General features: G+C 60.1%; 22 protein-coding genes. 15 read left to right on the top strand and 7 right to left on the bottom strand.

The window, feature by feature from the left end:
* Nucleotides 1-112: 112 nt before the first annotated feature.
* Together ACZ9BE_RS25065 and ACZ9BE_RS25060 are read left to right on the top strand one after the other, a co-directional pair.
* Nucleotides 113-544 carry an OsmC family protein gene (locus tag ACZ9BE_RS25065; protein ID WP_476250050.1) on the top strand — a complete coding sequence of 144 codons (432 nt, stop codon included), beginning with the start codon at nt 113-115 and terminating at the stop codon, nt 542-544.
* Nucleotides 545-784: 240 nt separating this feature from the next.
* On the top strand, nt 785-1,024 hold the full coding sequence (locus ACZ9BE_RS25060; protein WP_252887086.1) for a DUF1161 domain-containing protein: 240 nt from the start codon (nt 785-787) through the stop codon (nt 1,022-1,024).
* 7 nt (nt 1,025-1,031) lie between these two features.
* Here ACZ9BE_RS25060 and ACZ9BE_RS25055 read toward each other — a convergent pair whose 3' ends face one another.
* Nucleotides 1,032-1,451: a PA0061/PA0062 family lipoprotein gene (locus tag ACZ9BE_RS25055; protein ID WP_252887085.1), complete on the bottom strand. Its 420-nt coding sequence runs from the start codon at nt 1,449-1,451 to the stop codon at nt 1,032-1,034.
* 39 nt (nt 1,452-1,490) lie between these two features.
* Nucleotides 1,491-1,913, bottom strand: coding sequence for a PA0061/PA0062 family lipoprotein (locus ACZ9BE_RS25050; RefSeq protein WP_056791288.1), 423 nt, complete (start codon nt 1,911-1,913; stop codon nt 1,491-1,493).
* A gap of 58 nt (nt 1,914-1,971) precedes the next feature.
* On the opposite strand from ACZ9BE_RS25050, the gene ACZ9BE_RS25045 reads away from it, so the two are divergent.
* The gene (locus ACZ9BE_RS25045) at nt 1,972-3,063 is read left to right on the top strand and encodes an aminopeptidase (RefSeq protein ID WP_476250049.1); all 1,092 of its coding nucleotides are present in this window, start codon (nt 1,972-1,974) and stop codon (nt 3,061-3,063) included.
* Between the two features lie 99 nt (nt 3,064-3,162).
* Here the strand turns inward: ACZ9BE_RS25045 and ACZ9BE_RS25040 are convergent, their stop codons facing one another.
* Nucleotides 3,163-3,813, bottom strand: a complete 651-nt coding sequence (locus tag ACZ9BE_RS25040; protein WP_150743239.1) for an HAD family hydrolase — start codon at nt 3,811-3,813, stop codon at nt 3,163-3,165.
* A 28-nt stretch (nt 3,814-3,841) separates the two neighbouring features.
* Nucleotides 3,842-4,387 (bottom strand): gamma carbonic anhydrase family protein, encoded by a 546-nt coding sequence (locus ACZ9BE_RS25035; protein ID WP_150637331.1) that lies wholly within the window; start codon nt 4,385-4,387, stop codon nt 3,842-3,844.
* An 89-nt stretch (nt 4,388-4,476) separates the two neighbouring features.
* Here ACZ9BE_RS25035 and prlC point away from each other — a divergent pair, with 89 nt between their 5' ends.
* From prlC to ACZ9BE_RS25020, 3 genes are all read left to right on the top strand, one after another.
* The gene (gene prlC, locus ACZ9BE_RS25030) at nt 4,477-6,528 is read left to right on the top strand and encodes an oligopeptidase A (RefSeq protein WP_095182345.1); all 2,052 of its coding nucleotides are present in this window, start codon (nt 4,477-4,479) and stop codon (nt 6,526-6,528) included.
* The gene (locus tag ACZ9BE_RS25025; protein ID WP_016772316.1) at nt 6,525-6,815 is read left to right on the top strand and encodes a YheV family putative zinc ribbon protein; all 291 of its coding nucleotides are present in this window, start codon (nt 6,525-6,527) and stop codon (nt 6,813-6,815) included. Before prlC ends, ACZ9BE_RS25025 begins: the two co-directional genes overlap by 4 nt.
* Nucleotides 6,816-6,928: 113 nt before the next feature.
* Nucleotides 6,929-8,956 (top strand): M3 family metallopeptidase, encoded by a 2,028-nt coding sequence (locus ACZ9BE_RS25020; protein ID WP_476250048.1) that lies wholly within the window; start codon nt 6,929-6,931, stop codon nt 8,954-8,956.
* Nucleotides 8,957-8,961: 5 nt separating this feature from the next.
* Here ACZ9BE_RS25020 and ACZ9BE_RS25015 read toward each other — a convergent pair whose 3' ends face one another.
* Nucleotides 8,962-9,609 carry a phosphatase domain-containing protein gene (locus tag ACZ9BE_RS25015; RefSeq protein WP_256807407.1) on the bottom strand — a complete coding sequence of 216 codons (648 nt, stop codon included), beginning with the start codon at nt 9,607-9,609 and terminating at the stop codon, nt 8,962-8,964.
* Between the two features lie 280 nt (nt 9,610-9,889).
* On the opposite strand from ACZ9BE_RS25015, the gene ACZ9BE_RS25010 reads away from it, so the two are divergent.
* Genes ACZ9BE_RS25010 through ACZ9BE_RS25000 form a run of 3 tightly spaced genes read left to right on the top strand, consistent with a single transcriptional unit; the run spans nt 9,890 to nt 13,737 of the window.
* Nucleotides 9,890-10,636: a gluconate 2-dehydrogenase subunit 3 family protein gene (locus ACZ9BE_RS25010; protein ID WP_095182280.1), complete on the top strand. Its 747-nt coding sequence runs from the start codon at nt 9,890-9,892 to the stop codon at nt 10,634-10,636.
* A 2-nt stretch (nt 10,637-10,638) separates the two neighbouring features.
* Nucleotides 10,639-12,423, top strand: coding sequence for a GMC family oxidoreductase (locus tag ACZ9BE_RS25005; protein WP_041476464.1), 1,785 nt, complete (start codon nt 10,639-10,641; stop codon nt 12,421-12,423).
* 12 nt (nt 12,424-12,435) lie between these two features.
* A complete protein-coding gene (locus tag ACZ9BE_RS25000) occupies nt 12,436-13,737 on the top strand; it encodes a c-type cytochrome (RefSeq protein ID WP_310218471.1) in 1,302 nt (433 codons plus the stop codon).
* A 59-nt stretch (nt 13,738-13,796) separates the two neighbouring features.
* Here ACZ9BE_RS25000 and ACZ9BE_RS24995 read toward each other — a convergent pair whose 3' ends face one another.
* Complete coding sequence (locus ACZ9BE_RS24995; RefSeq protein ID WP_476250047.1) at nt 13,797-14,072, bottom strand: hypothetical protein; 276 nt, start codon at nt 14,070-14,072, stop codon at nt 13,797-13,799.
* Nucleotides 14,073-14,343: 271 nt separating this feature from the next.
* Between ACZ9BE_RS24995 and ACZ9BE_RS24990 the strand changes: the two genes are divergently transcribed.
* From ACZ9BE_RS24990 to ACZ9BE_RS24980, 3 genes are all read left to right on the top strand, one after another.
* A complete protein-coding gene (locus tag ACZ9BE_RS24990) occupies nt 14,344-15,402 on the top strand; it encodes a PA0069 family radical SAM protein (RefSeq protein ID WP_136493272.1) in 1,059 nt (352 codons plus the stop codon).
* Nucleotides 15,403-15,639: 237 nt separating this feature from the next.
* Nucleotides 15,640-16,368: a carbonic anhydrase gene (locus ACZ9BE_RS24985; RefSeq protein ID WP_016772323.1), complete on the top strand. Its 729-nt coding sequence runs from the start codon at nt 15,640-15,642 to the stop codon at nt 16,366-16,368.
* Nucleotides 16,369-16,458: 90 nt separating this feature from the next.
* Nucleotides 16,459-17,985, top strand: coding sequence for a SulP family inorganic anion transporter (locus tag ACZ9BE_RS24980; RefSeq protein WP_095182284.1), 1,527 nt, complete (start codon nt 16,459-16,461; stop codon nt 17,983-17,985).
* Between the two features lie 136 nt (nt 17,986-18,121).
* On the opposite strand, the gene ACZ9BE_RS24975 is transcribed toward ACZ9BE_RS24980, so the two are convergent.
* The gene (locus ACZ9BE_RS24975; protein WP_041476468.1) at nt 18,122-18,772 is read right to left on the bottom strand and encodes a hypothetical protein; all 651 of its coding nucleotides are present in this window, start codon (nt 18,770-18,772) and stop codon (nt 18,122-18,124) included.
* A 370-nt stretch (nt 18,773-19,142) separates the two neighbouring features.
* Here ACZ9BE_RS24975 and coxB point away from each other — a divergent pair, with 370 nt between their 5' ends.
* The 3 genes from coxB to ACZ9BE_RS24960 all read left to right on the top strand — a co-directional run bounded on the left by coxB (nt 19,143) and on the right by ACZ9BE_RS24960 (nt 22,749).
* Nucleotides 19,143-20,270, top strand: a complete 1,128-nt coding sequence (coxB, locus tag ACZ9BE_RS24970) for a cytochrome c oxidase subunit II (RefSeq protein ID WP_016772326.1) — start codon at nt 19,143-19,145, stop codon at nt 20,268-20,270.
* An 82-nt stretch (nt 20,271-20,352) separates the two neighbouring features.
* Nucleotides 20,353-21,939, top strand: coding sequence for a cytochrome c oxidase subunit I (gene ctaD / locus ACZ9BE_RS24965; protein WP_016772327.1), 1,587 nt, complete (start codon nt 20,353-20,355; stop codon nt 21,937-21,939).
* 258 nt (nt 21,940-22,197) lie between these two features.
* A complete protein-coding gene (locus ACZ9BE_RS24960) occupies nt 22,198-22,749 on the top strand; it encodes a cytochrome c oxidase assembly protein (protein WP_476250046.1) in 552 nt (183 codons plus the stop codon).
* Nucleotide 22,750 lies beyond the last annotated feature (1 nt).

Here is a 22,750-nt window from a genome sequence, read left to right as displayed (position 1 = left end):
AAAAGTCAACGATTCAGCCAGGCTGAACTTTGTTCCGCCGTCTATCCTCAGAAGCCTTGCTAGTAAAAACCGCGAAGGCGCGGCGTCCCGCGCCACATTTGAGGAGGCAGACATGGCTATCGTGAAAAAGGCATCGGCGCATTGGGAAGGCGATCTGAAAACCGGTCTCGGCTCGATCTCCACCGAAACCGGCGTACTGCGCGAAGCGCCGTACGGCTTCAAGGCGCGCTTTGAAGGCGGCAAGGGTACCAATCCGGAAGAACTGATCGGCGCGGCCCACGCCGGCTGCTTTTCCATGGCGTTTTCGATGATTCTCGGCGATGCCGGCCTGAAGGCAGACAGCATCGACACCAACGCTGAAGTCACCCTCGATCAGGTTGACGGCGGCTTCGCAATCACTGCGGTAAAGCTGATTCTCAAGGCGAAGATTCCAGGCGCAACTCAGCAGCAGTTTAAAGAACTGAGCAACAAGGCCAAGGAAGGTTGCCCGGTTTCCAAAGTGCTGAACGCGAAGATCACCCTCGAGGCTTCGCTGGTCAGCTGATTGGGCGTTTGCAGGGCTGACGCTTTCGCGGGCAGGCTCGCTCCCACAGGGGATTTGTGCACGGCGCAGATCCAGTGGGGGAGCGAGCTTGCTCGCGAAGGCAGTCTAGAAACCTGCTCAGCGGCCGGCAATTAATACAAGGTGTGAGCAAAGTCAGAACCCGCTCCGCAGAATTGTGGTCGAATAATCGACAGCAGCTTCAGCGCACACCCGTGCGCGCTGCCTCAAGGAGCTTCATCGATGAAACGTATTGGCTTGGCGATCCTTTGCAGTGCACTGGCCACTTCCGCTTTCGCAGCCCCCAAGAAGTGCGAAGAGCTCAGAAAGGAAATCGAGGTTAAAATTCAGGCGAAAGCGGTCCCAACGTACACCCTGGAAATCATCACGGCGGAGGAGGCGAAGCAGCATGACTCGGCCATGATCGTCGGTACTTGCGAGAACGGCACCAAGCGAATCATCTATCAGAAAAACGATAGCTGATTGCCTATCACGGCACGCAATTGATCTGCCGCTCGTTGGCAACGATCTGCCCCTGACGATTGATCAAGCGTGCACTTGGCGTGAAGGCCAGCGATCGGGCCTCAAGGCGGTAACGCTGCCCGGCCTCGAAGTATTCATAGGGCACGGTCATGTAACACAGCCGCTCTTGCGGATCGGTATCCATGCCCTGACCACCCCCGAATACTTCGAAGTCAAAGCGCACGGTGAGCTCATGACTACCGGGCGTCACCTGAAAAAACCGTCCGTCGCGCGAGCGCTGTTTATCCAGGCGCTCGGCCATCAGCACCTTGCCGCCGGGGGTAGGCATGGCGAAGTCGACCCAGGCTTTGTCTGGATCGGCCGCCGGCAACGGGCTCTGACAACCGGCGAGCACACTGGCGGCCAGCAATGTCGTCAACTTGCGCATGATCGATATCCTTAGACGGGATTTCCAGCATAGCGCCGATCAACTGCTCTGACAGCCCGCCGGTGTGCCCTGACCGACAACCTTGCGCTGTTCGTCATACAGCTTGGCCCAAGGCCTGAAGCCGATGCTGCCAGCCTGCAGCTGATAGCGCTGGCCGGCGTTGAAGTCCTTGAATTTCACGCTCAACTGGCAATCGCGCCACAGCGGTTCGGCAGTCGGGCCGATATTGGTGGCCTCGACCGGGAATTGATAGCGCACCTTCAGCTCATGGCTGCCGGGCTGCACTTCGAAATAGCGTTTGTCGATGGCCTGGGTGGCATCGACTTGAACGGCTTGCAGCGCCGTGTCGTGTTGGCGAGCGTCAAGATCGATCCAGGCTTGCGAGGGGTCGGGGTCGGGCATTCCGAATCCGGCACAACCGGCCAGCGTCAGCAGGCCTCCTGTCAGCATGAACATGCGCATAGCGGTGCTCCTTGAGGCGGGATAGTCTTGGGGCAGACTTTCCGGGGAATTTCTTATTTTGATCAGGCCGTTTTCCAGCCTTGGGTTACTTGATCGCGTTTTTCCGATTTTGTTTCCGGGTGTGTTGTTTTTGTTGCTCAACGGTTGCGCCAGCGTCAGCTATTACAGCCAGCTCGCCAGCGGCCAGTTGCAATTGCTGCGCGCCCGGGAGCCGGTGGAGAAGGTCATTGCCGACCCCAGCCGCGATGCCAAATTGCGCGCGCATCTGGCTCAATCACAAAAGGCCCGTACCTTTGCCAGCGAGCATCTGCATTTGCCGGATAACCAGAGCTATCGCCTTTACGCCGATATCCATCGCCCCTACGTGGTGTGGAATGTGTTCGCTACTCAAGAGTTCTCCCTGACACCGCAGAATCACTGCTTCCCGATTGCCGGCTGCGTGGCCTATCGCGGCTACTACAGCCAGAGCGCCGCCCGTGGCGAAGCGGCGATTCAACGTTTGCAGGGTATGGATGTGTCGATCGGCGGGGTCGAAGCGTACTCGACGCTTGGATGGTTCAATGACCCGATCCTCAATTCGATGATGGGCTGGGGCGATGAGCGACTGGCCACGCTGATCTTTCATGAGCTGGCGCACCAGAAGTTCTATGTGAAGGACGACACCGAATTCAACGAGTCATTTGCCACGTTTGTCGAGCAGGAAGGTACGCGGCAATGGCGCGCCTTTCGCGGGCTACCGGCAGAGTCGGATGCGAGGCTCAAGCAGCGTGACCAATTCATCGAACTGGTACTCGCCACGCGTTCACGACTGGAGACGCTGTATGCGCAGCCGCTGTCGGTTGAGCAAATGCGTGAGCACAAAGCAGCTGAATTCGAGCGCTTGCGCCGGGAGTATCAGGCAACGCGCGACAGTCAGTGGGCCGGGGACAAGCGCTATGACGCCTGGGTCAATGCGCCGCTGAACAATGCGCGGTTGTTGCCGTTCGGGCTGTATGACCAGTGGGTGCCGGCGTTTGCGGCGCTGTTCAGGCAGGTGGGTGGGGATTGGCTGAGGTTCTATGCCGAGGTTGAGCGGTTGGGGCGATTGCCGGTTGATGAGCGTAAGGCGGCTTTGAGGGCCTTGGCAGTTCCTGAGTCCACCAGCGGCTGAACGGGCCTCATCGCTGGCAAGCCAGCTCCCACAGGGACAGCGGTGAGCCTGAAGAATCGCTAACCTGTGGGAGCTGGCTTGCCAGCGATAGCCATCTGCTCAGCGCTGCAAAAAAGCCTGATGCAACGCATTCAAAGTTTCAAAGTGATAAGCCGGCGATTCGGCGTTCAATTCCTCGAAGCTGCCAAACCCATAGCCCACCGCCGCCGCATCCAGGCCGTTGCTGCGGGCGCCGATCAGGTCATGCTTGCGATCACCGATCATCAGGGTCTGTGCCGGGTCCAGGCGTTCTTCCTCAAGCAGATGCGCAATCAACTCAACCTTGTTGGTCCGCGTGCCGTCCAGCTCGCTGCCGTAGATCACTTTGAAGTGGCGGGCGAAGTCGAAGTGCCGGGCGATCTCGCGGGCGAACACCCACGGTTTGGACGTCGCGATGTACAACTGCCGCCCCTGCCCGCTCAAGGTTTCCAGCAACGGCGTCACCCCGTCGAACACCCGATTCTCGTAGAGGCCGGTGACCTTGAAGCGCTCGCGGTAAAAATTCACCGCTTCCCAGGCCTTGGCCTCGTCGAAATCGTAAAACTGCATGAACGCTTGCAGCAGCGGCGGGCCGATGAAGTGTTCCAGTTTGCTCAGGTCCGGCTCGTCGATGCCGAGATTGGCCAAGGCAAATTGAATTGAGCGGGTGATGCCCTCACGCGGGTCGGTCAGGGTGCCATCGAGGTCGAACAGTACAGTCTGGTAATGCATGGAAATTCCCGAGCAGGTGTAGGGCGATTCAGAGCTGGTCGTAGCCTTCGGCCAGATGCAGGTCCTTGAGCTTGACGTAATTCGCCGCGCTGTAGGTGAAGAAGGCGTTTTCCTTTTCGGTCAGCGGGCGCACTTGCTTGACCGGGCTGCCGACATACAGGAAGCCGCTCTGCAGGCGCTTGCCCGGCGGCACCAGGCTGCCGGCGCCGATGATCACATCGTCCTCGACCACGGCGCCGTCCATGACGATGCTGCCCATGCCGATCAATACGCGGCTGCCCACGGTGCAGCCGTGCAGCATGACCTTGTGGGCGATGGTCACGTCATCGCCGATCAGCAAGGGAAAACCGTCCGGGTTGAACGGGCCGGCGTGGGTGATGTGCAGCACACAGCCGTCCTGCACGCTGGTGCGCGCACCGATGCGGATGCGGTGCATGTCGCCACGGATCACCGTCAGCGGCCAGACCGAGCTGTCTGCGCCAATTTCGACGTCGCCGATCACCACCGCCGAACCGTCGACGAATGCGCCGTTGCTCAAGCGGGGGGTGTGATTCTGGTATTTGCGAAGGGACACGATTAGTTCTCTCTCTGTCGCCGATAGCTGCGGTGAGTGTCGATTGTAATTAAGATGGGCGCATGTTTCTTCCAGCCAAGGTGCCAACCGTGAGCGTGAACAACCCTCTTTTGCAGTCCTACGACCTGCCGCCGTTCTCCACGATCCGTGCCGAACACGTCCTGCCCGCCATCGAAACCATCCTCGCGGACAACCGCGCCGCCATCGCCGAGATCCTCAAGACCCAGGGCAAGAACCCGACCTGGGCCGGTCTGGTGCTGGCGATGGACGAACTCAACGATCGCCTCGGTGCGGCATGGAGCCCGGTCAGCCATCTTAACGCCGTGTGCAACAGCGCCGAATTGCGTGAAGCCTACGAGTCGTGCCTGCCGGCTCTGAGCGCCTACTCCACCGAGATGGGCCAGAACCGCGAACTGTTCCAGGCGTATGAAGCGCTGGCCAACAGTCCGGAAGCTGCCAGTTTCGACGTCGCGCAAAAAACCATTCTGGAACACGCCCTGCGCGATTTCCGTCTGTCGGGTATCGATCTGCCGGAAGCCGAGCAGAAACGTTACGCCGAAGTGCAGAGCAAGCTGTCCGAGCTCGGCAGCCGCTTCTCCAACCAATTGCTCGACGCCACTCAGGCGTGGACCAAACACATTACCGATGAAGCCGCCCTCGCCGGCCTGACCGATTCGGCCAAGGCGCAAATGGCTGCCGCCGCCCAGGCCAAAGGTCTGGATGGCTGGTTGATCACTCTGGAATTCCCCAGCTATTACGCGGTGATGACCTACGCGCAAGACCGCGCGCTGCGCGAAGAAGTCTACGCCGCCTACTGCACCCGTGCCTCGGATCAAGGCCCGAATGCCGGCCAGAACGACAACGGCCCGGTGATGGAAGAGATCCTCGACCTGCGCCAGGAACTGGCCCGACTGCTGGGCTTCGCCAGTTTCGCCGAGCTGAGCCTGGCGACGAAAATGGCCGAATCCAGCGATCAGGTGCTGAGCTTCCTGCGTGATCTGGCCCAGCGCAGCAAGCCGTTCGCCGCGCAGGATCTGCAACAACTGCGCGCTTACGCCGCCGAACAGGGCTGCGCCGATCTGCAAAGCTGGGACAGCGGTTTCTACGGTGAAAAACTTCGCGAGCAGCGTTACAGCGTTGCTCAGGAAACCCTGCGTGCCTACTTCCCGATCGATAAAGTCCTGAGCGGCCTGTTCGCCATCGTTCAGCGTTTGTACGGTATCGAGATCGCCGAGCAGAAAGGCTTCGACACCTGGCATCCGGACGTCCGCCTGTTCGAGATCAAGGAAAACGGCCAGCACGTCGGCCGCTTCTTCTTCGACCTGTATGCCCGTGCCAACAAGCGTGGCGGCGCATGGATGGACGGCGCCCGCGACCGTCGTCGCACCGTCGACGGCGTGCTGCAAAGCCCGGTGGCCAATCTGGTGTGCAACTTCACCCCGGCCGACAGCGGCAAGCCTGCGCTGCTGACCCACGATGAAGTGACCACCCTGTTCCACGAGTTTGGCCATGGCCTGCATCACCTGCTGACCCGCGTCGAACACGCTGGCGTATCCGGCATCAATGGCGTGGCCTGGGATGCGGTCGAGCTGCCAAGCCAGTTCATGGAAAACTGGTGCTGGGAGCCGGAAGGCCTCGCTCTGATCTCCGGCCACTACGAGACCGGCGAGCCACTGCCGCAGGACCTGCTGGAAAAAATGCTCGCGGCGAAGAATTTCCAGTCCGGGCTGATGATGGTGCGTCAGCTGGAGTTTTCGCTGTTCGACTTCGAACTGCACGCCACCCACGGCGATGGCCGCAGCGTGGCCCAAGTGCTGGAGGGCGTGCGTGACGAGGTGTCGGTGATGCGTCCACCGGCGTACAACCGCTTCCCTAACAGCTTTGCGCACATTTTCGCCGGCGGTTACGCAGCCGGTTACTACAGCTACAAGTGGGCCGAAGTGTTGTCCGCCGACGCCTTCTCGAAATTCGAGGAGGACGGCGTGCTCAACGCTGAAACCGGTCGTGCGTTCCGCGAAGCGATTCTGGCGCGCGGCGGCTCGCAGGCACCGATGGTGCTGTTCGTCGACTTCCGGGGCCGTGAGCCGTCGATCGACGCGCTGCTGCGCCACAGCGGTCTGAGTGAGGACGCGGCAGCATGAGCGACGGCCCTGTGATCACCAAGAAACGCTTCATCGCCGGGGCGGTCTGCCCGGCGTGCAGCGAGCCGGACAAGTTGATGATGTGGAACGAAGACGGCGTGCCGCACCGTGAATGCGTGGCCTGCGGTTACTCCGACACGCTCAACGAGCAAGGCCTGTCGGTGCCCAAAGAGCTGGGCACGCGGGTCAATACCAGCGCGCTGAAGCCTGCCGCCGACAAAAAGGTTCAGGCCGTGCAGTTCTTCCCCAACCCGAAGTTGAAGAAAAAGCCCGACGAGCAACAATGACAACGACCGCTGCCTGCCGATCATCGTCGGCAGGTGGCGGTATCTATCCACCACCTTGCCCCTGCGCTTCCTGATTAGGCTGGCCGATCCAGCCCTCTCTCACGGAAGACGCCATGCCTGATACCAATCCACTTTTACAACATTGGCAGTTGCCGCCCTGGGCGGCGATACGCGCCGAACATCTGCTGCCAGCAGTCGAGCGCATCGTTGCCGACAACCTGCTGATCATCGAAAACGTCATCGCCACTCAGGTCGATCATCCCAACTGGGACGACGTGGTAATTGCCATCGATGAAGCCGATGCGCGCCTGGATGAAACCATGGCGATCATCGAATTCCTCTCGATCAGTCATGCCGATGAGCCCCAGTGGTTGATGCAGGAAGCCCTGAGTACGCACGCCGCGCAGCGTTACAAGACTGCGAAGGCCGGCAATCGACAGTTGCTCCAGGTTTATCAACGATTGGCACAGAGCTCCATAGCCGCCAGCTTCAGTGATGCACGCAAAGCCTCGCTGGCGAAAATCCTGCGCCGGTTTCACTTGGCGGGAAGCGAATTGTCGAGTGCGCAGCGCAAGGATCTGGCGCGATTGAACGGCGAAATCGATCTGCTGGAAAAGCGCTTCATGAGCAACCTCAAATCGGTCAACGCGGCATGGAGCAAGGACATCGACGATGCCGCGCTATTGGCGGGACTGCCGGCCGAAATGCAGGCGCATCTGGCCGCCAATGCCCACAAGGCCGGCCTGCCCGGGTGGCGGCTGACCCTGGATCAGAACACTTACCAGCAGGTCATGAAGCGGGCACAACACCGCGCACTGCGCGAGGAGTATTTCAAAGCCTGGTGCACTCGCGCTTCGGATCAGGGGCCACACGCCGGTCGCTTCGATAACGGGCCGGTTTTGCAGACGCTGCTGGCCGCACGTCATGCCAAAGCCCGGCTCTTGGGTTTTGACAACTTTGCCCATCTGCGGCTGCACAACCGTATGGCTACCGGTACCGATCAGGTTGGCCGTTTTCTGCGCCAGCAGATCGCCCGCAATGCCGTGTCACTGGCGGGCGAGACCGATGATTTGCAGGCCTTGGCCCGCGAGCACGGGGTTGAACAGCTAGAAGCGTGGGATCACGATTTCCTCGCCGAGCAATTACGCCTGAAGCAGTCCGGCGGCACGGAGCAGGACCTGCGCGAGTTCTTCGCGCTGGAAGCCACACTGCACAGCCTCTGCCGTTTCAGCGAGCATATGTTCGATATCAGCATCAGCGAAAATACCGTCCACGAGCGTTTCGCAGAAAATGTACGTCTGTTCGAAATCAGCGAGCGTCAGCAACCGGTTGGTTACATCTACATCGACCCGTTCCACCGCGACGCGGGCAACGACTATGCCTGGACCGGTGTACTGCGCAATCGACGGATCACCGCCGAAGGCCGACCATTACTGCCGATTGCCTCGCTTCAATGCAATTACCCGGCAGCGGAAAACGGGCAAACGCACCTGCTGGATCCGCAGGATCTGCGTGTTCTGCTGCACGAATTCGGCCATTGCCTGCATCACGTGCTGACGCGTTCGCCGCATTACAACCTGTCCGGCATTTCGCATCTGAGCCGCGACGCTGCCGAGTTTGTCGGGCAACTGTTCGAAAAATGGGCGTTATCCGGGCAATTCCTGCGCTGGCTGGGTACGCATCACCAGAGCGGTGAGCGTCTGTCCGAAGCGCAGGCCAATACCGCGTTTTCCGCCACAGGCATCCAGCGCAGCCGGGAGACGGCAATGCTGTTGCTGAACGCGCTGGTCGACTTCGAACTGCACCGCTGCCACGGTGACGGTCGCACTGTTCAGCAAGTAGTCGAGGATGTGCAAAGTGAGTTCGCGCACCTGTCCATCCCGGCCTACTGCCGCTTCGCCAACAGCTGCGATTATCTGGTTACCGGTTATGAGGCTTCGCTGTACGCCTACAAATGGTCGGGTGTGCTGGCGAGCGAGGCGTTCAAGCGCTTCGAACGTGAAGGTCTGTTCAACGAACAGACGGGCCGCGACATGCGCGAACACCTGCTCTCGGGGGACAGGCAGGCACTGCCCGCCGCACTGCAAGCCTTTCTCGGAAAACCCATCGACAACGCACTGTTTCCTGCGCCAGCCGATTGAACTGATCAACGCTGAACGTGGGCCGAGTCGAACCAGCTCTTCATCGAACACATGGCGAATGCACTGGTGCTGCATTCGCCATTGATCAAGGCTTCGTGCAACCGATCGACATCGGCCTGCATCACGTAGCGCACGCTGTCGTGGAAATGCTGACTGTCACCAAAACCGCCCTCGGTCATTTCCTTGAGCGCCTGCTCTTTACTCCAGCCCTGTACCACCACGCGGTACATCGCCGCCATCAGTCCGGTGCGGTCAGAACCGTGCTTGCAGTGCATGAGCACCGGGCCGTCGGCTTCGGCGGACTGAATCGCGCGCAGAGCCTTGAGCACATCGCTGTCGTCGACGTGGTTGGTGCGATACGGCAGCTGCACTTGCTTGATGCCCGGCGCGGAGAGCCAGTCGCTATCAGCGTCAGGCAGGAAGTTGATCACCGTGACGACATGCAGATCGTTCAACAGCGGCACCGCACTGCGGCTGGGCAAGGCGCTGCGATACAGCGTCGGTGACATGCGGAACAGGTTGAACTGCGCCTCTACCGGTTGCGCCCACTCGGCCGGGCGAGATGGCGTGGCGTCGGCCGCCCGGGCGGCAATGCCATGCAACAGTGCAACAAGCGAGAAACATAACGCGGGGAAAAAGCGCACTCGATACATGCTGGGCTGACCGTTTCGGCAATCTTCATGGGAGGAATTGCAGCTTCGCTTTTGAGCGGTCAACGCGCCGTGAGCCGGTCGTCAAAGAAACGTGAATCGGCGCCTCGCCGGGCTTTTTTCCGGGAAAACGGTTTTTCTTGATGCTTAGCCTGCTACCATTTGTCACATGATGTTGCAGAGGGATCGGCCTTTACCCGACCGAACCCTGATCGTCGCAACGCAAAATTCCTCGAGCTGCTCGCAGAAGCGGCTGACTTCTATGCCTGATGAGGTGCCCCCCATGTCTGATCAAGATCGAGACAACCCGCGGCGTGAATTCTTGCGCAAATCCCTGACCCTGATTCCGGTGGTCACGCTTGCCGGTACCGGCCTGGGCAGCAGCGTGCTGCAAGCCGCACCTGAAAGTACACCGGCGCCGGCCGCAGCAAAACCTGCCGCTGTTGGCGCGGGTGATTATCAGCCGAGCTTTTTCACCGCTGAAGAATGGGCATTCATCAATGCCGCCGTCGCCCAGTTGATCCCCAACGACGCACAAGGCCCCGGTGCCCTCGAAGCGGGCGTGCCGGAATACATCGACCGCCAGATGAACACCCCGTACGCCGCCGGTGCCCTGTGGTACATGCAAGGCCCGTTCAATGCCGACGCGGCACCGGAGATGGGCTGGCAGAGCAAACTGGTGCCCAAAGACATCTATCGCCTCGGCATCGCCGCCACGGATCAATGGGTAAAAGGTCTGAGCGGTAAAACATTTGCCGAGCAAGACAGCGCTACCCGAGACGATTTGCTCAAGCAACTGGAAGCCGGCAAACCGCAGTTCGACGCGGTGCCGGCGAAGATTTTCTTCAATCTGCTGCTGCAAAACACCAAGGAAGGTTTCTTCTGCGACCCGATCCACGGTGGCAATAAAGGCATGGTCGGCTGGACCATGATCGGTTTCCCCGGCGCCCGCGCCGATTTCATGGATTGGGTGGAACGCAACGAGCAATACCCCTTCCCGGCAGTGTCGATTCGCGGCGAGAGGGCGTAAGCATGGCAACGGTAATGAAGAAGGTTGATGCAGTCATCGTCGGTTTCGGCTGGACGGGCGCGATCATGGCCAAGGAGCTCACCGAGGCGGGCCTCAACGTGCTGGCGCTGGAGCGCGGGCCGATGCAGGACACCTACCCCGACGGCAACTATCCACAGGTGATCGACGAACTCACCTACAGCGTGCGCAAGAAACTCTTTCAGGACATCTCCAAAGAGACGGTGACCATTCGCCACAGCGTCAACGACATCGCCCTGCCCAACCGCCAGTTGGGCGCGTTCCTGCCGGGGAATGGCGTCGGCGGCGCCGGTCTGCACTGGTCGGGCGTGCACTTTCGTGTCGACCCGATCGAGTTGCGCATGCGCAGCCACTATGAAGAACGCTACGGCAAAAGCTTCATCCCCAAAGACATGACCATTCAGGATTTCGGCGTCAGCTATGAAGAGCTGGAACCGTTTTTCGACTTCGCGGAAAAAGTCTTCGGCACCTCCGGCCAGGCCTGGACGGTGAAAGGCCAACTGGTCGGTCAGGGCAAGGGCGGCAACCCATACGCGGCGGATCGTTCCAACCCGTTCCCGCTTGAAGCGCAGAAAAACACCGTATCCGCACAGCTGTTTGGTAAAGCGGCTACAGAGGTGGGTTACAAACCTTACAACCTGCCTTCGGCAAATACCTCTGGGCCGTACACCAATCCCTACGGCGCACAGATGGGGCCGTGCAATTTCTGCGGTTTCTGCAGCGGCTACGTCTGCTACATGTATTCCAAAGCCTCGCCGAACGTGAACATTCTGCCGGCGCTCAAGCCCCTGCCGAATTTCGAGCTGCGGCCCAACTCCCATGTGCTGCGGGTCAATCTCGACAGCACGAAAAGCAAAGCCACAGGCGTCACCTACATCGATGGCCAGGGCCGCGAGATCGAGCAGCCGGCGGATCTGGTGATCCTCGGCGCGTTCCAGCTGCACAACGTGCGTCTGATGCTGCTGTCCGGGATCGGCAAACCGTACGACCCGATCAGCGGCGAAGGCGTGGTCGGGCGTAACTTCGCCTACCAGAACATGGCCACCATCAAGGCCTTCTTCGACAAGGACACCCACACCAACAACTTCATCGGCGCTGGCGGCAACGGCGTGGCGGTGGACGATTTCAACGCCGACAACTTCGACCACGGCCCGCACGGCTTCGTCGGCGGTTCGCCGATGTGGGTCAACCAGGCTGGCAGTCGACCGATTGCCGGCACCTCGAACCCGCCGGGCACACCGGCGTGGGGCAGCGCGTGGAAACGCGCCACCGCCGATTACTACACCCACCAGGTGTCGATGGACGCCCACGGCGCGCATCAGTCCTACCGTGGCAACTACCTCGATCTCGATCCTGTGTACCGCGATGCCTACGGCCTGCCGCTGCTGCGCATGACCTTCGACTGGCAGGAAAACGACATCAAGATGAACCGCTTCATGGTCGAGAAAATGGGCAAGATCGCCCAAGCCATGGGCCCGAAAGCCATTGCAGTGATCGGCAAGCAGGTCGGCGATCACTTCAACACCGCCTCGTACCAGACCACCCACCTCAACGGTGGCGCGATCATGGGCACCGATCCGAAGACCAGCGCCCTGAACCGCTATTTGCAGAGCTGGGACGTGCACAACGTATTCGTCCCGGGCGCCTCGGCGTTCCCGCAGGGCCTGGGCTACAACCCGACCGGGCTGGTGGCGGCGCTGACCTACTGGTCGGCAAAAGCGATCCGCGAGCAATACCTGAAAAACCCCGGCCCGCTGGTGCAGGCTTAAGGAGCGATGACCATGAAAACCCTCGTTATCGCCACCGTCGCCCTGCTCGGCAGCACTGCAATTTATGCGGCCGATGTTGATCAAAATCTGATCAAGCAAGGCGAATACCTTGCCCGCGCCGGCGACTGCGTGGCCTGCCACACGGCCAAGGGCGGCAAGCCGTTCGCCGGCGGTCTGCCGATGGAGACGCCGATCGGCACGATCTACTCGACCAACATCACCCCGGACAAGACCGGTCTGGGCGACTACAGCTTCGAAGACTTCGATCAGGCCGTGCGCCACGGTGTGGCCAAAAACGGCAGCACGTTGTACCCGGCGATGCCTTATCCGTCCTACGCGCGGGTCAACCAGGCCGACATGCAGGCGCTGTATGCGTATTTCATGCACGGCGTCGAACCGGTGGCGCAGGAGAACAAGGCCAGCGATATTCCCTGGCCGTTGAGCATGCGCTGGCCGCTGATGGGCTGGCGCTGGCTGTTTGCGCCGAAGGTCGAGGATTACCAGGCCACATCGGCCGATCCGGTGATCGATCGTGGCGCATACCTGGTCGAAGGCCTCGGCCACTGCGGCGCCTGTCACACCCCGCGTGCGCTGACCATGCAGGAAAAATCCCTGAGCGCGGCGGACGGCAGCGAATTCCTCGCCGGCAGCGCACCGCTGGAAGGCTGGATCGCCAAGAGCCTGCGCGGCGATCACAAGGATGGCCTCGGCAGCTGGAGCGAAGAACAACTGGTGCAGTTCCTCAAGACCGGGCGCAGCGATCGCAGCGCAGTGTTCGGCGGTATGAGTGATGTGGTCACCCACAGCATGCAGTACATGAGCGATGCCGACCTCACCGCGATTGCCCGTTATCTCAAATCACTGCCGGCCAATGACCCGGCGGATCAGCCGCATCAGTACGACGAGAAAGTGGCCAAAGCGCTGTGGAACGGCGACGACAGCCAACGCGGCGCGTCGGTGTACATCGACAACTGCGCAGCCTGCCACCGTACCGATGGCCAGGGCTACACCCGGGTGTTCCCGGCGCTGGCGGGCAATCCGGTGCTGCAGACGGATGACCCGACATCGCTGATCCACATCGTGCTCAAGGGCGGGACTTTGCCGGCAACGCACACCGCGCCATCGACCTTCACCATGCCCGGTTTCGCCTGGCGCCTGTCGGATCAGGAAGTCGCGGATGTGGTGAGTTTCATTCGTGGCAGCTGGGGCAACAAGGGTGCGCCAGTGAAAGCTGCCGATGTTGCCGAGTTGCGTACGGAGGATATGAAGCAGACCTCCGGTGACGATCTTGGGCAGCTCACCTCGCATAACTGAGCGAAATGTGTCGACAGACCGCTGGCACGACATGACTTCGCATGTTGAGTCAGCGGTGTTCATCGTGTCGATTTCAGACCTCTGAACTGCACAAACGCATCCGCCAACTGCAAGTACAGTCTCTTGTCATGGTTATCGATATCGCCATCCCCGTCGCTATCGATAACCTCTTCGGAAAGCAGGTCATAGCGATCGTTTGCCTGCGATGAAGAGGCAAATAGCGCGTAGTCGTAGTCCATCATTTCGGTGGCGTTATCGCCATAATGATAAAAAACAACCTCGGGACTTCCGTCGCGTTCCATCTCTGCAATTTCAAGCAAAATTCTGATTGGCATCACATTCAATCCATTCCGGTTGGCAAGACGTTATTAGTCATGAGGCTTTAACCTAAGACGGCGCTTGCAACCACGTCTACTGTCATATCTGACAGGGTGTATGTGCACACAGTTGTGGGAACGTCGGTTACGATCAGAGAAAGCCCTGAATGCTGTTCCTCTCCGCGAACATAGCGGACATGAACAACCACAACTGACCACTCGCCCGACGGCACTAGCCAGATGAGGATCGCCCCGATACTGTGCGCATATACAGTATCGGGGCGTTTTCATGTCTACTCCATTGCCACCTCGCGGTCGCGGCACCGCAACCAACCCGCACAACCGCTTTGCGCCCAGTCGTTCGGTGGCCGAGGACGATGGCTGGTATCAGGAAGTGCCAGAGACGCAAAACACCGAAGTGATCATCGAGAAGGCCAAATCGATCATCAGCCGCAACACCTCGCCGGATCTGCCCTTCGACCGTTCGCTCAATCCCTATCGCGGCTGCGAACACGGCTGCATCTATTGCTACGCACGGCCCAGCCACGCCTATTGGGACATGTCGCCGGGCCTGGATTTCGAAACCCGGCTGATTGCCAAGACCAATGCCGCCCAGGTCCTCGAGGAACAGCTGAGCAAACCCGGCTATCAATGTGCGCCGATCAATCTCGGCTCCAATACCGACCCGTATCAGCCCATCGAGCGCGAATACAAAATCACCCGTCAGACCCTGGAAGTGCTGCTGCGTTACCGGCATCCGGTGACCATTGTCACCAAAGGTTCGCTGATTCTGCGCGATCTCGATTTGCTGACCGAGTTGGCGCAGCAACGGCTGGTGTCGGTGATGATCAGCCTGACCACGCTGGACGATGAACTCAAACGCATCCTCGAACCGCGCGCCGCTGCGCCCAAGGCACGCTTGCGCGCGATCCGGGTCATGCGCGAAGCAGGCATTCCAGTAGGCGTGCTGTGTTCGCCGATGATTCCGATGATCAATGACAGTGAGATCGAAAGCCTGCTCACCGAGGCCCACGCCGCCGGTGCGCAAAGCGCTGCCTACATGATGCTGCGCCTGCCGCTGGAAGTCGCGCCGCTGTTCGAGGAGTGGTTGCAGGCGCACTATCCGCAACGTGCCGCCCATGTGCTGAGCCTGATCCGCCAGAGTCGCGGCGGCGAACTCTACGACAGCCGTTTCGGTGCGCGCATGCGCGGTGAAGGACCGTTTGCAGACCTGCTCGCACAAAGATTTGCCAAGGCCATCAAAAAGCTTGGCCTGAACAAACGCGAGGGCTATAACCTCGACTGCTCGGCCTTCTGTCCGCCGGGTCGCCAGATGTCGTTGATTTAGCGACAATTGGCTTTGGGTTGACGGGTTGGAATCCTTCCGCCGAAACACGCCAGTCACGTTTTTTGTGACCTGGAACACACGTTCTAGAGCGTTTGATTCAGTTTCAGTTAAGTTTCGGCGGCTACCTTGTTCATCGAGTGACTGACGGGTCGGGATGACCCGGATGGTTTAAACAGCCACTGGCTTCATACCGGAATACCGGGGAAGACTCCCTGAATCCGCACAAGAGGATGAATCATGAGTGACAAGGATAAACAGTCGTTGGCTGCCTCGGCGCAAAGCCCTGAAGCACAATCCGCCGATGCAGCACTGCGACAGATCGTTGATGGCTTTTTACGTTTTCATCATGACGTTTTTCCGCAGCAGGAAGAACTGTTCAAGAAGCTCGCCACCGCTCAGGCGCCCAAGGCGATGTTCATCACTTGCGCCGACTCGCGCATCGTTCCCGAGCTGATCACCCAGAGCTCGCCGGGCGATCTGTTCGTTACCCGTAACGTCGGCAACGTGGTGCCGCCCTACGGTCAGATGAACGGCGGCGTCTCCACCGCGATCGAATACGCGGTACTGGCGCTGGGCGTGCAGCACATCATCATTTGCGGCCACTCCGATTGCGGCGCCATGCGCGCGGTACTCAACCCCGACAGCCTGGAAAAAATGCCGACGGTCAAAGCCTGGCTGCGCCACGCTGAAGTCGCGAAAACCATGGTGCACGACAACTGCAACTGCACCGACGAAAAAGACAGCATGCCGATCCTCACCGAGGAAAACGTCATCGCCCAACTGCAGCACTTGCGTACCCATCCTTCGGTAGCCTCGCGCATGGCGAACGGTCATCTGTTCATCCATGGCTGGGTCTACAACATCGAAACCAGCGAAATCAAAGCTTACGACGCGGACCAGGGTCGTTTCCTGCCTCTCGACGGCAGCCATCCGATTCCTGTGGCGACGCCCAAAGCGCGCTTCTAAATCTTCCCAACAATCTGTGTGGTATGACGCCGGCCGCTGATTCAGCGGTCCGGCCTCGCCACGCCTGAAGAAAACTTCGGGAGAATCGCCATGCGTGCGGCTCAATTGAAAGCTGTGTTGCCACGGGAGCTGCTCGCCTCCGTGGTTGTGTTTCTGGTCGCCCTGCCGCTGTGCATGGGCATCGCGATTGCCTCAGGGCTGCCGCCGGCAAAAGGTCTGATCACCGGCATCATCGGCGGTCTGGTGGTCGGTTGGCTGGCGGGCTCGCCATTGCAGGTCAGCGGTCCGGCGGCGGGTCTGGCGGTGCTGGTTTTCGAGCTGGTGCGCCAGCATGGCGTCGAGATGCTCGGGCCGATCCTGCTGCTCGCCGGTTTTCTGCAACTGGTCGCCGGGCGACTGAAGCTTGGCTGCTGGTTTCGGGTCACGGCGCCAGCAGTGGTCTACGGCATGCTCGCGGGCATTGGCGTGTTGATTGTGCTCTCGCAAATCCATGTGATGCTCGATGCCAAGCCGCAGCCTTCCGGGCTGGACAACCTCACGGCGTTCCCGGCGGCCGTGGCGCAGGCCTTGCCATCGTTGGGCTGGCAGGCGGGTCTGCTCGGTCTGTCGACGATTGCGGTGATGTGGCTGTGGGAAAAATTCCGTCCGCATTCGCTGCGCTTCATTCCCGGCGCATTGCTCGGTGTGGGTCTGGCGACGGTGGCGAGCCTGATGCTGGCGTTGCAGGTCAAGCGCGTTGAGGTACCGGCGAACCTGGCCGAAGCGATCGATTGGCTCAAGCCGGCCGACCTGATGAATCTGGCCGACCCGACACTGCTGATTGCCGCGTTCGCCGTAGCGTTCATCGCCAGTGCCGAAACCCTGTTGTCCGCCGCGGCGGTGGACCGCATGCACAGCGGCGTGCGTTCGGACTTCGACCGTGAACTGTCGGCGCAAGGTGTCGGCAACATGCTCTGCGGTCTGGTCGGCGCGCTGCCGATGACCGGGGTGATCGTGCGCAGTTCGGCCAACGTCCAGGCCGGTGCGACCACACGCTACTCGACGATTTTCCATGGCCTGTGGCTGCTGGCATTCGTGCTGTTGCTGTCGAGCGTGCTGCAAAGCATTCCGGTGGCGAGTCTGGCGGGTGTGCTGGTGTATACCGGCTTCAAGCTGGTCGACCTGAAAGCTTTCCGTGGTCTGGGTCGGTACGGGCGGATGCCGATGTTCACCTACGCCGCTACAGCGTTGGCGATCATCTTCACTGACCTGCTCACCGGTGTGCTGATCGGCTTCGGTCTGACCATGTTGAAGCTGGCATTCAAGGCTTCGCGCCTGAAGATCAGCCTGATCGACCTGCCGCAGGACGGCGAGATGGAATTGCGTCTGGTCGGCGCGGCGACGTTCCTCAAAGTACCGGCGCTGACCCAGGTTCTGGGCAGCATTCCTCACGGCACCACAGTGCATGTGCCGCTCAACAACCTGAGCTACATCGACCATTCGTGCCTGGAGTTGCTTGAGGAATGGGGCCGGGCGAATGCGGCCAAGGGTTCGAAGCTGTTGATCGAATCGCGTGGGTTGAAGCGAAGGCTTGAGGGGCGGGTGCGGACTAACACCGGCATCGGTGCGGCCGGCTAGATAATCCATTGTGAACACAAACCCTGTGGGAGCGAGCCTGCTCGCGAAAGCGGTGTATCAGCCAACAGAGATGTTGAATGATCGACCGCATTCGCGAGCAGGCTCGCTCCCACATTGCATCTATGGTGTATGAGGGTTACGCAGCAGGCTGATCCAGCTCAAGCCCCACACCCAACCGGCGGCTCATGCACGGCCAGCGTTTCCACGCCGCGCCGGTGTCCGGGCTGCTGAGTTTTTCGCGGTAAGCTTCTACCGATTCCAGGGCAAAACTTTCCTCGTTGAGCATCTCGTCAATCGCGTGATGCACCGCTTCGTCCAGTTGGTTGGCGAATTCCTCACCGATCAATTGGTGAGCAATCAGGTTGGCGACCGTCATGTCCAAGGGGATCAATGGCTGGCCGAAATGCTTGATGTACAGGTCGTTGACCTCTTCGACAAAACGGTGTGCCAGATAGGCCTCGTCGAGCAGGCTGTCCAGGCCGACGTGCCCAGCCATGATCGCCGGCGGCTGGAGGAAATACTGCTCGGCGATCTTCAGCACCGGTTTGATCTGCGATTCGATTCCCGCTTCCCTGGCGACTTCATTGGCTGCATCCAGCAGGTCCGGCACTTCATCGATGTAGGCGGCGACAAAACGTGTCAGCACGCCCTGGGCGTCGGCTTCCGGCAACTGGATCGCCGGGTGCAGGTGAGGCAGCTTGCTTTCCAGCTGACGGGTCAGCAGGCCGGTGTCTTTTTCGTGCTGTTGGGCTTGTTGGATCTGCTCGCGCAATGCGGCGGTGTTCATGAAAACTCCAGGAAACAAGGCAATGAAATAGGGAAGACATAACTTAGCTGGCTTACGAAAAACGCTAAGACGCATTTGTCATAATTATTTCATCCTTGATGCAGCTGCGTTATATCCATTCGCCACCACTCGTCTGCATCCTTCTCCATTCGGGCACTTGAACGCAAGCGCCGGGTGTTTCAGCTCATTTACGTGCCCGGGTTGCAATTCCCGGGCGCTGTCTATACTCGCCAATGAATGGAGTTAGCTGATGACGCCCGACTGCACCCGCAGCAAGGCCCGGCGATTCAAGTTCGTAGTCTGATGCAGCCGCTCCCTTGCCGCAGGCGATACGCCGGCGGGATAACAAGAACGATAAGGGGAACCCGCAATGATGCGACATCCACATGTCTGGATGGGCCTCCTGTTGTGGTCGATTTTCAGCCCGGCCAACGCGGCCTGGACTGTGAATATGGCGCCTGGAGCGACTGAAATCAGTCACGCAGTATTCGACCTGCACATGACCATTTTCTGGATCTGTGTGGTGATCGGGATCATCGTCTTCGGCGCCATGTTCTGGTCGATGATGGTGCACCGCCGCTCTACCGGCCAGGTCGCGGCCAAATTCCACGAAAGCACCGGCGTCGAGATCATGTGGACCATCGTGCCGCTGCTGATCCTGGTGGCCATGGCCGTCCCTGCCACCGCGACGCTGATCAAGATGTACGACACCAGCGAGCCGGACATCGATATCCAGATCACCGGTTATCAGTGGAAGTGGCACTACAAATACTTGGGCCAGGACGTTGAGTTCTTCAGCAACCTGGCCACCCCCGCCGAACAGATTCACAACAAAGAAGCCAAGGGCGAGCACTACCTGCTCGAAGTCGACAAGCCGCTGGTGCTGCCGATCGGCGCCAAGGTGCGCTTTCTGGTGACCTCGGCTGACGTCATTCACTCATGGTGGGTGCCGGCGTTTGCGGTCAAGCGCGACGCGATCCCCGGGTTCGTCAACGAAGCCTGGACGCGCATCGACAAACCCGGCCTCTACCGTGGCCAGTGCGCCGAATTGTGCGGCAAGGATCACGGCTTCATGCCGATCGTGGTCGAGGTCAAGGAGCAGGCCGACTACGAAAAATGGCTCGCCGAGCGCAAGGCCGAAGCCGCACAGCTCAAAGAACTGACCAGCAAGGAATGGACCCTCGACGAGCTCAAGGAGCGCGGCGACAAGGTTTACCACACCACTTGCGTGGCCTGTCACCAGGCCGAAGGCCAGGGCCTGCCGCCGATGTTCCCGGCACTCAAGGGCTCGAAAATCGCCACCGGGCCGATCAAGGATCACCTGAGCATCGTCTACCACGGCAAACCCGGCACCGCCATGGCGGCGTTCGGCAAACAGCTGTCGGAAGTCGATATCGCAGCGGTCGTGACTTACGAACGTAACGCCTGGGGCAACAACAAGGGCGACATGGTCACGCCAAAAGAAGTGCTGGAGCTGAAACAGGCGGAAAGCAAATGAGCCGGTCAATTGCGTATTCAGTGAACCGGTCGGGGCAGCGCGCCCTGGCCTGCCCCGTCCACTTTCGTGAAGGAGACCGGCCATGAGCGCTGTCATCGATGACCACGGTCACGCCGACCACGCCCACGGCCCCGCCAAAGGCCTGATGCGCTGGGTGCTGACCACCAACCACAAGGACATCGGCACGCTGTACCTGTGGTTTGCCTTCTGCATGTTCCTGCTCGGCGGCTCGTTCGCCATGGTCATTCGCGCCGAGCTGTTCCAGCCCGGCCTGCAGATCGTCCAGCCGGAATTCTTCAACCAGATGACCACCATGCACGGTCTGGTGATGGTCTTTGGTGCAGTGATGCCGGCCTTCGTCGGCCTCGCCAACTGGATGATCCCGCTGATGGTCGGGGCGCCCGACATGGCCCTGCCACGGATGAACAACTTCAGTTTCTGGCTGTTGCCGGCAGCGTTTCTGCTGCTGGTCTCGACCCTGTTCACCCCCGGTGGCGGGCCGAATTTCGGCTGGACGTTCTACGCGCCGCTGTCGACGACTTATGCACCGGAAAGCGTGACGTTCTTCATCTTCGCCATCCACTTGATGGGCATCAGTTCGATCATGGGCGCGATCAACGTAGTCGCGACCATCCTCAACCTGCGCGCACCCGGCATGACCCTGATGAAAATGCCGCTGTTCGTGTGGACCTGGCTGATCACCGCGTTTCTGCTGATCGCAGTGATGCCGGTGCTCGCTGGCTGCGTGACGATGATGCTCATGGACATCCACTTCGGCACCAGTTTCTTCAGTGCTGCCGGCGGTGGTGATCCAGTGCTGTTCCAGCATGTGTTCTGGTTCTTCGGCCACCCCGAGGTGTACATCATGATCCTGCCGGCGTTCGGCGCGGTCAGCCAGATCATCCCGACCTTCGCGCGCAAACCGCTGTTCGGCTACACCTCGATGGTCTACGCCACGGCGAGTATCGCGTTCCTGTCGTTCATCGTCTGGGCGCACCACATGTTCGTGGTCGGCATCCCGCTGGTGGGCGAGTTGTTCTTCATGTACGCGACCATGCTGATCGCCGTGCCTACGGGTGTGAAAGTGTTCAACTGGGCCAGCACCATGTGGCAGGGCTCGATGACCTTCGAGACGCCGATGCTGTTTGCCGTGGCGTTCGTCATCCTGTTCTCGATCGGTGGTTTTTCCGGGCTGATGCTGGCGATCGCCCCGGCGGACTTCCAGTACCAGGACACCTACTTCGTTGTCGCGCACTTCCACTACGTGCTGGTGCCCGGGGCGATCTTCGGCATCTTCGCCTCGGCCTATTACTGGCTGCCGAAGTGGACCGGGCACATGTACGACGAAACCCTCGGCAAGCTGCATTTCTGGCTGTCGTTCGTGGGCATGAACCTGACCTTTTTCCCGATGCACTTCGTCGGCCTTGCGGGGATGCCGCGACGGATTCCGGACTACAACCTGCAGTTCGCCGACTTCAACATGGTCTCGTCGATCGGCGCGTTCATGTTCGGCGCCACGCAGATCTTCTTCCTGTTCATCGTCATCAAGACCATCCGTGGCGGCGCACCGGCCCCGGCCAAACCGTGGGACGGCGCCGAAGGGCTGGAGTGGAGCGTGCCGTCGCCGGCGCCGTATCACACCTTCACCACGCCGCCGGAAGTGAAATGAACACCTCCTGTTTTTTGCAATGTGTACAGAGGCACAGATCCCCAGTGGATGCTCACATATCTTCTGTGGATGTACACAGATCCCCCGTGGCGAGGGGATTTATCCCCGTTGGGCTGCGCAGCAGCCCCAAAATCTGCAATCGAAATTTATCAGGTAGACCGTGTGCGCTGGATTCAGGGCCGCTTCGCAGCCCAACGGGGATAAATCCCCTCACCACAGCATCACCGGCCACCAGGGAACACGAGGGAGGCATGAATCATGGCTGACTCGATCTCGCTGAAGAAGCTCGTCATCCGCCTGTTGCTGGTGGTGGTGGCGATGTTCGTCTTCGGTTTCGCCCTGGTGCCGATCTACGACGTGATGTGCAAAGCCTTCGGCATCAACGGCAAGACCGGCGGCCAGTACGCGGGCGAGCAAGTGGTCGACACCTCGCGCCAGGTGCGCGTGCAGTTTCTCTCGACCAACACCGCCGACATGCCATGGGACTTTTACCCGAAACACGACGAGATGACCGCCAATCCCGGCGCGGTGAACGAGATGGTATTCATCGCGCGCAATCCCACCGATAAACCGATGAGTGCGCAAGCGGTGCCGAGCATCGCGCCGAGCAACGCCGCGGCGTTTTTCCACAAGACCGAATGCTTTTGCTTTACCCAGCAGGTGCTGCAACCCGGTGAACAGATCGAGATGCCGGTGCGTTTCATCGTTGACCGCGACATGCCCAAGGAAGTGAAGCACCTGACGCTGTCCTACACGCTGTTCGATATCACCGCCCGACATCCGCCGGTGGCTGTTAACACTGGCGGTTGAG

It is taken from the genome of Pseudomonas sp. TE9122 (genome assembly GCF_056278925.1).
Note: the sequence above shows the minus strand (reverse complement) of the source record. Positions and strands in the feature narration are given on the sequence as shown.

Excerpts from the sequence above, each read along its gene's own strand:
- ACZ9BE_RS25015 (WP_256807407.1), bottom strand. The coding sequence starts at position 9,609 with ATGTATCGAGTGCGCTTTTTCCCCGCGTTATGTTTCTCGCTTGTTGCA.
- ACZ9BE_RS25000 (WP_310218471.1), top strand. The coding sequence starts at position 12,436 with ATGAAAACCCTCGTTATCGCCACCGTCGCCCTGCTCGGCAGCACTGCA.
- ACZ9BE_RS24980 (WP_095182284.1), top strand. The coding sequence starts at position 16,459 with ATGCGTGCGGCTCAATTGAAAGCTGTGTTGCCACGGGAGCTGCTCGCC.
- ACZ9BE_RS24990 (WP_136493272.1), top strand. The coding sequence starts at position 14,344 with ATGTCTACTCCATTGCCACCTCGCGGTCGCGGCACCGCAACCAACCCG.
- ACZ9BE_RS24985 (WP_016772323.1), top strand. The coding sequence starts at position 15,640 with ATGAGTGACAAGGATAAACAGTCGTTGGCTGCCTCGGCGCAAAGCCCT.
- ACZ9BE_RS25025 (WP_016772316.1), top strand. The coding sequence starts at position 6,525 with ATGAGCGACGGCCCTGTGATCACCAAGAAACGCTTCATCGCCGGGGCG.
- ACZ9BE_RS25020 (WP_476250048.1), top strand. The coding sequence starts at position 6,929 with ATGCCTGATACCAATCCACTTTTACAACATTGGCAGTTGCCGCCCTGG.
- ACZ9BE_RS25040 (WP_150743239.1), bottom strand. The coding sequence starts at position 3,813 with ATGCATTACCAGACTGTACTGTTCGACCTCGATGGCACCCTGACCGAC.
- ACZ9BE_RS25005 (WP_041476464.1), top strand. The coding sequence starts at position 10,639 with ATGGCAACGGTAATGAAGAAGGTTGATGCAGTCATCGTCGGTTTCGGC.
- ACZ9BE_RS25055 (WP_252887085.1), bottom strand. The coding sequence starts at position 1,451 with ATGCGCAAGTTGACGACATTGCTGGCCGCCAGTGTGCTCGCCGGTTGT.
- ACZ9BE_RS24960 (WP_476250046.1), top strand. The coding sequence starts at position 22,198 with ATGGCTGACTCGATCTCGCTGAAGAAGCTCGTCATCCGCCTGTTGCTG.
- ctaD (WP_016772327.1), top strand. The coding sequence starts at position 20,353 with ATGAGCGCTGTCATCGATGACCACGGTCACGCCGACCACGCCCACGGC.
- ACZ9BE_RS24995 (WP_476250047.1), bottom strand. The coding sequence starts at position 14,072 with ATGCCAATCAGAATTTTGCTTGAAATTGCAGAGATGGAACGCGACGGA.
- ACZ9BE_RS25060 (WP_252887086.1), top strand. The coding sequence starts at position 785 with ATGAAACGTATTGGCTTGGCGATCCTTTGCAGTGCACTGGCCACTTCC.
- ACZ9BE_RS25010 (WP_095182280.1), top strand. The coding sequence starts at position 9,890 with ATGTCTGATCAAGATCGAGACAACCCGCGGCGTGAATTCTTGCGCAAA.
- ACZ9BE_RS25065 (WP_476250050.1), top strand. The coding sequence starts at position 113 with ATGGCTATCGTGAAAAAGGCATCGGCGCATTGGGAAGGCGATCTGAAA.
- coxB (WP_016772326.1), top strand. The coding sequence starts at position 19,143 with ATGATGCGACATCCACATGTCTGGATGGGCCTCCTGTTGTGGTCGATT.
- ACZ9BE_RS24975 (WP_041476468.1), bottom strand. The coding sequence starts at position 18,772 with ATGAACACCGCCGCATTGCGCGAGCAGATCCAACAAGCCCAACAGCAC.
- ACZ9BE_RS25050 (WP_056791288.1), bottom strand. The coding sequence starts at position 1,913 with ATGCGCATGTTCATGCTGACAGGAGGCCTGCTGACGCTGGCCGGTTGT.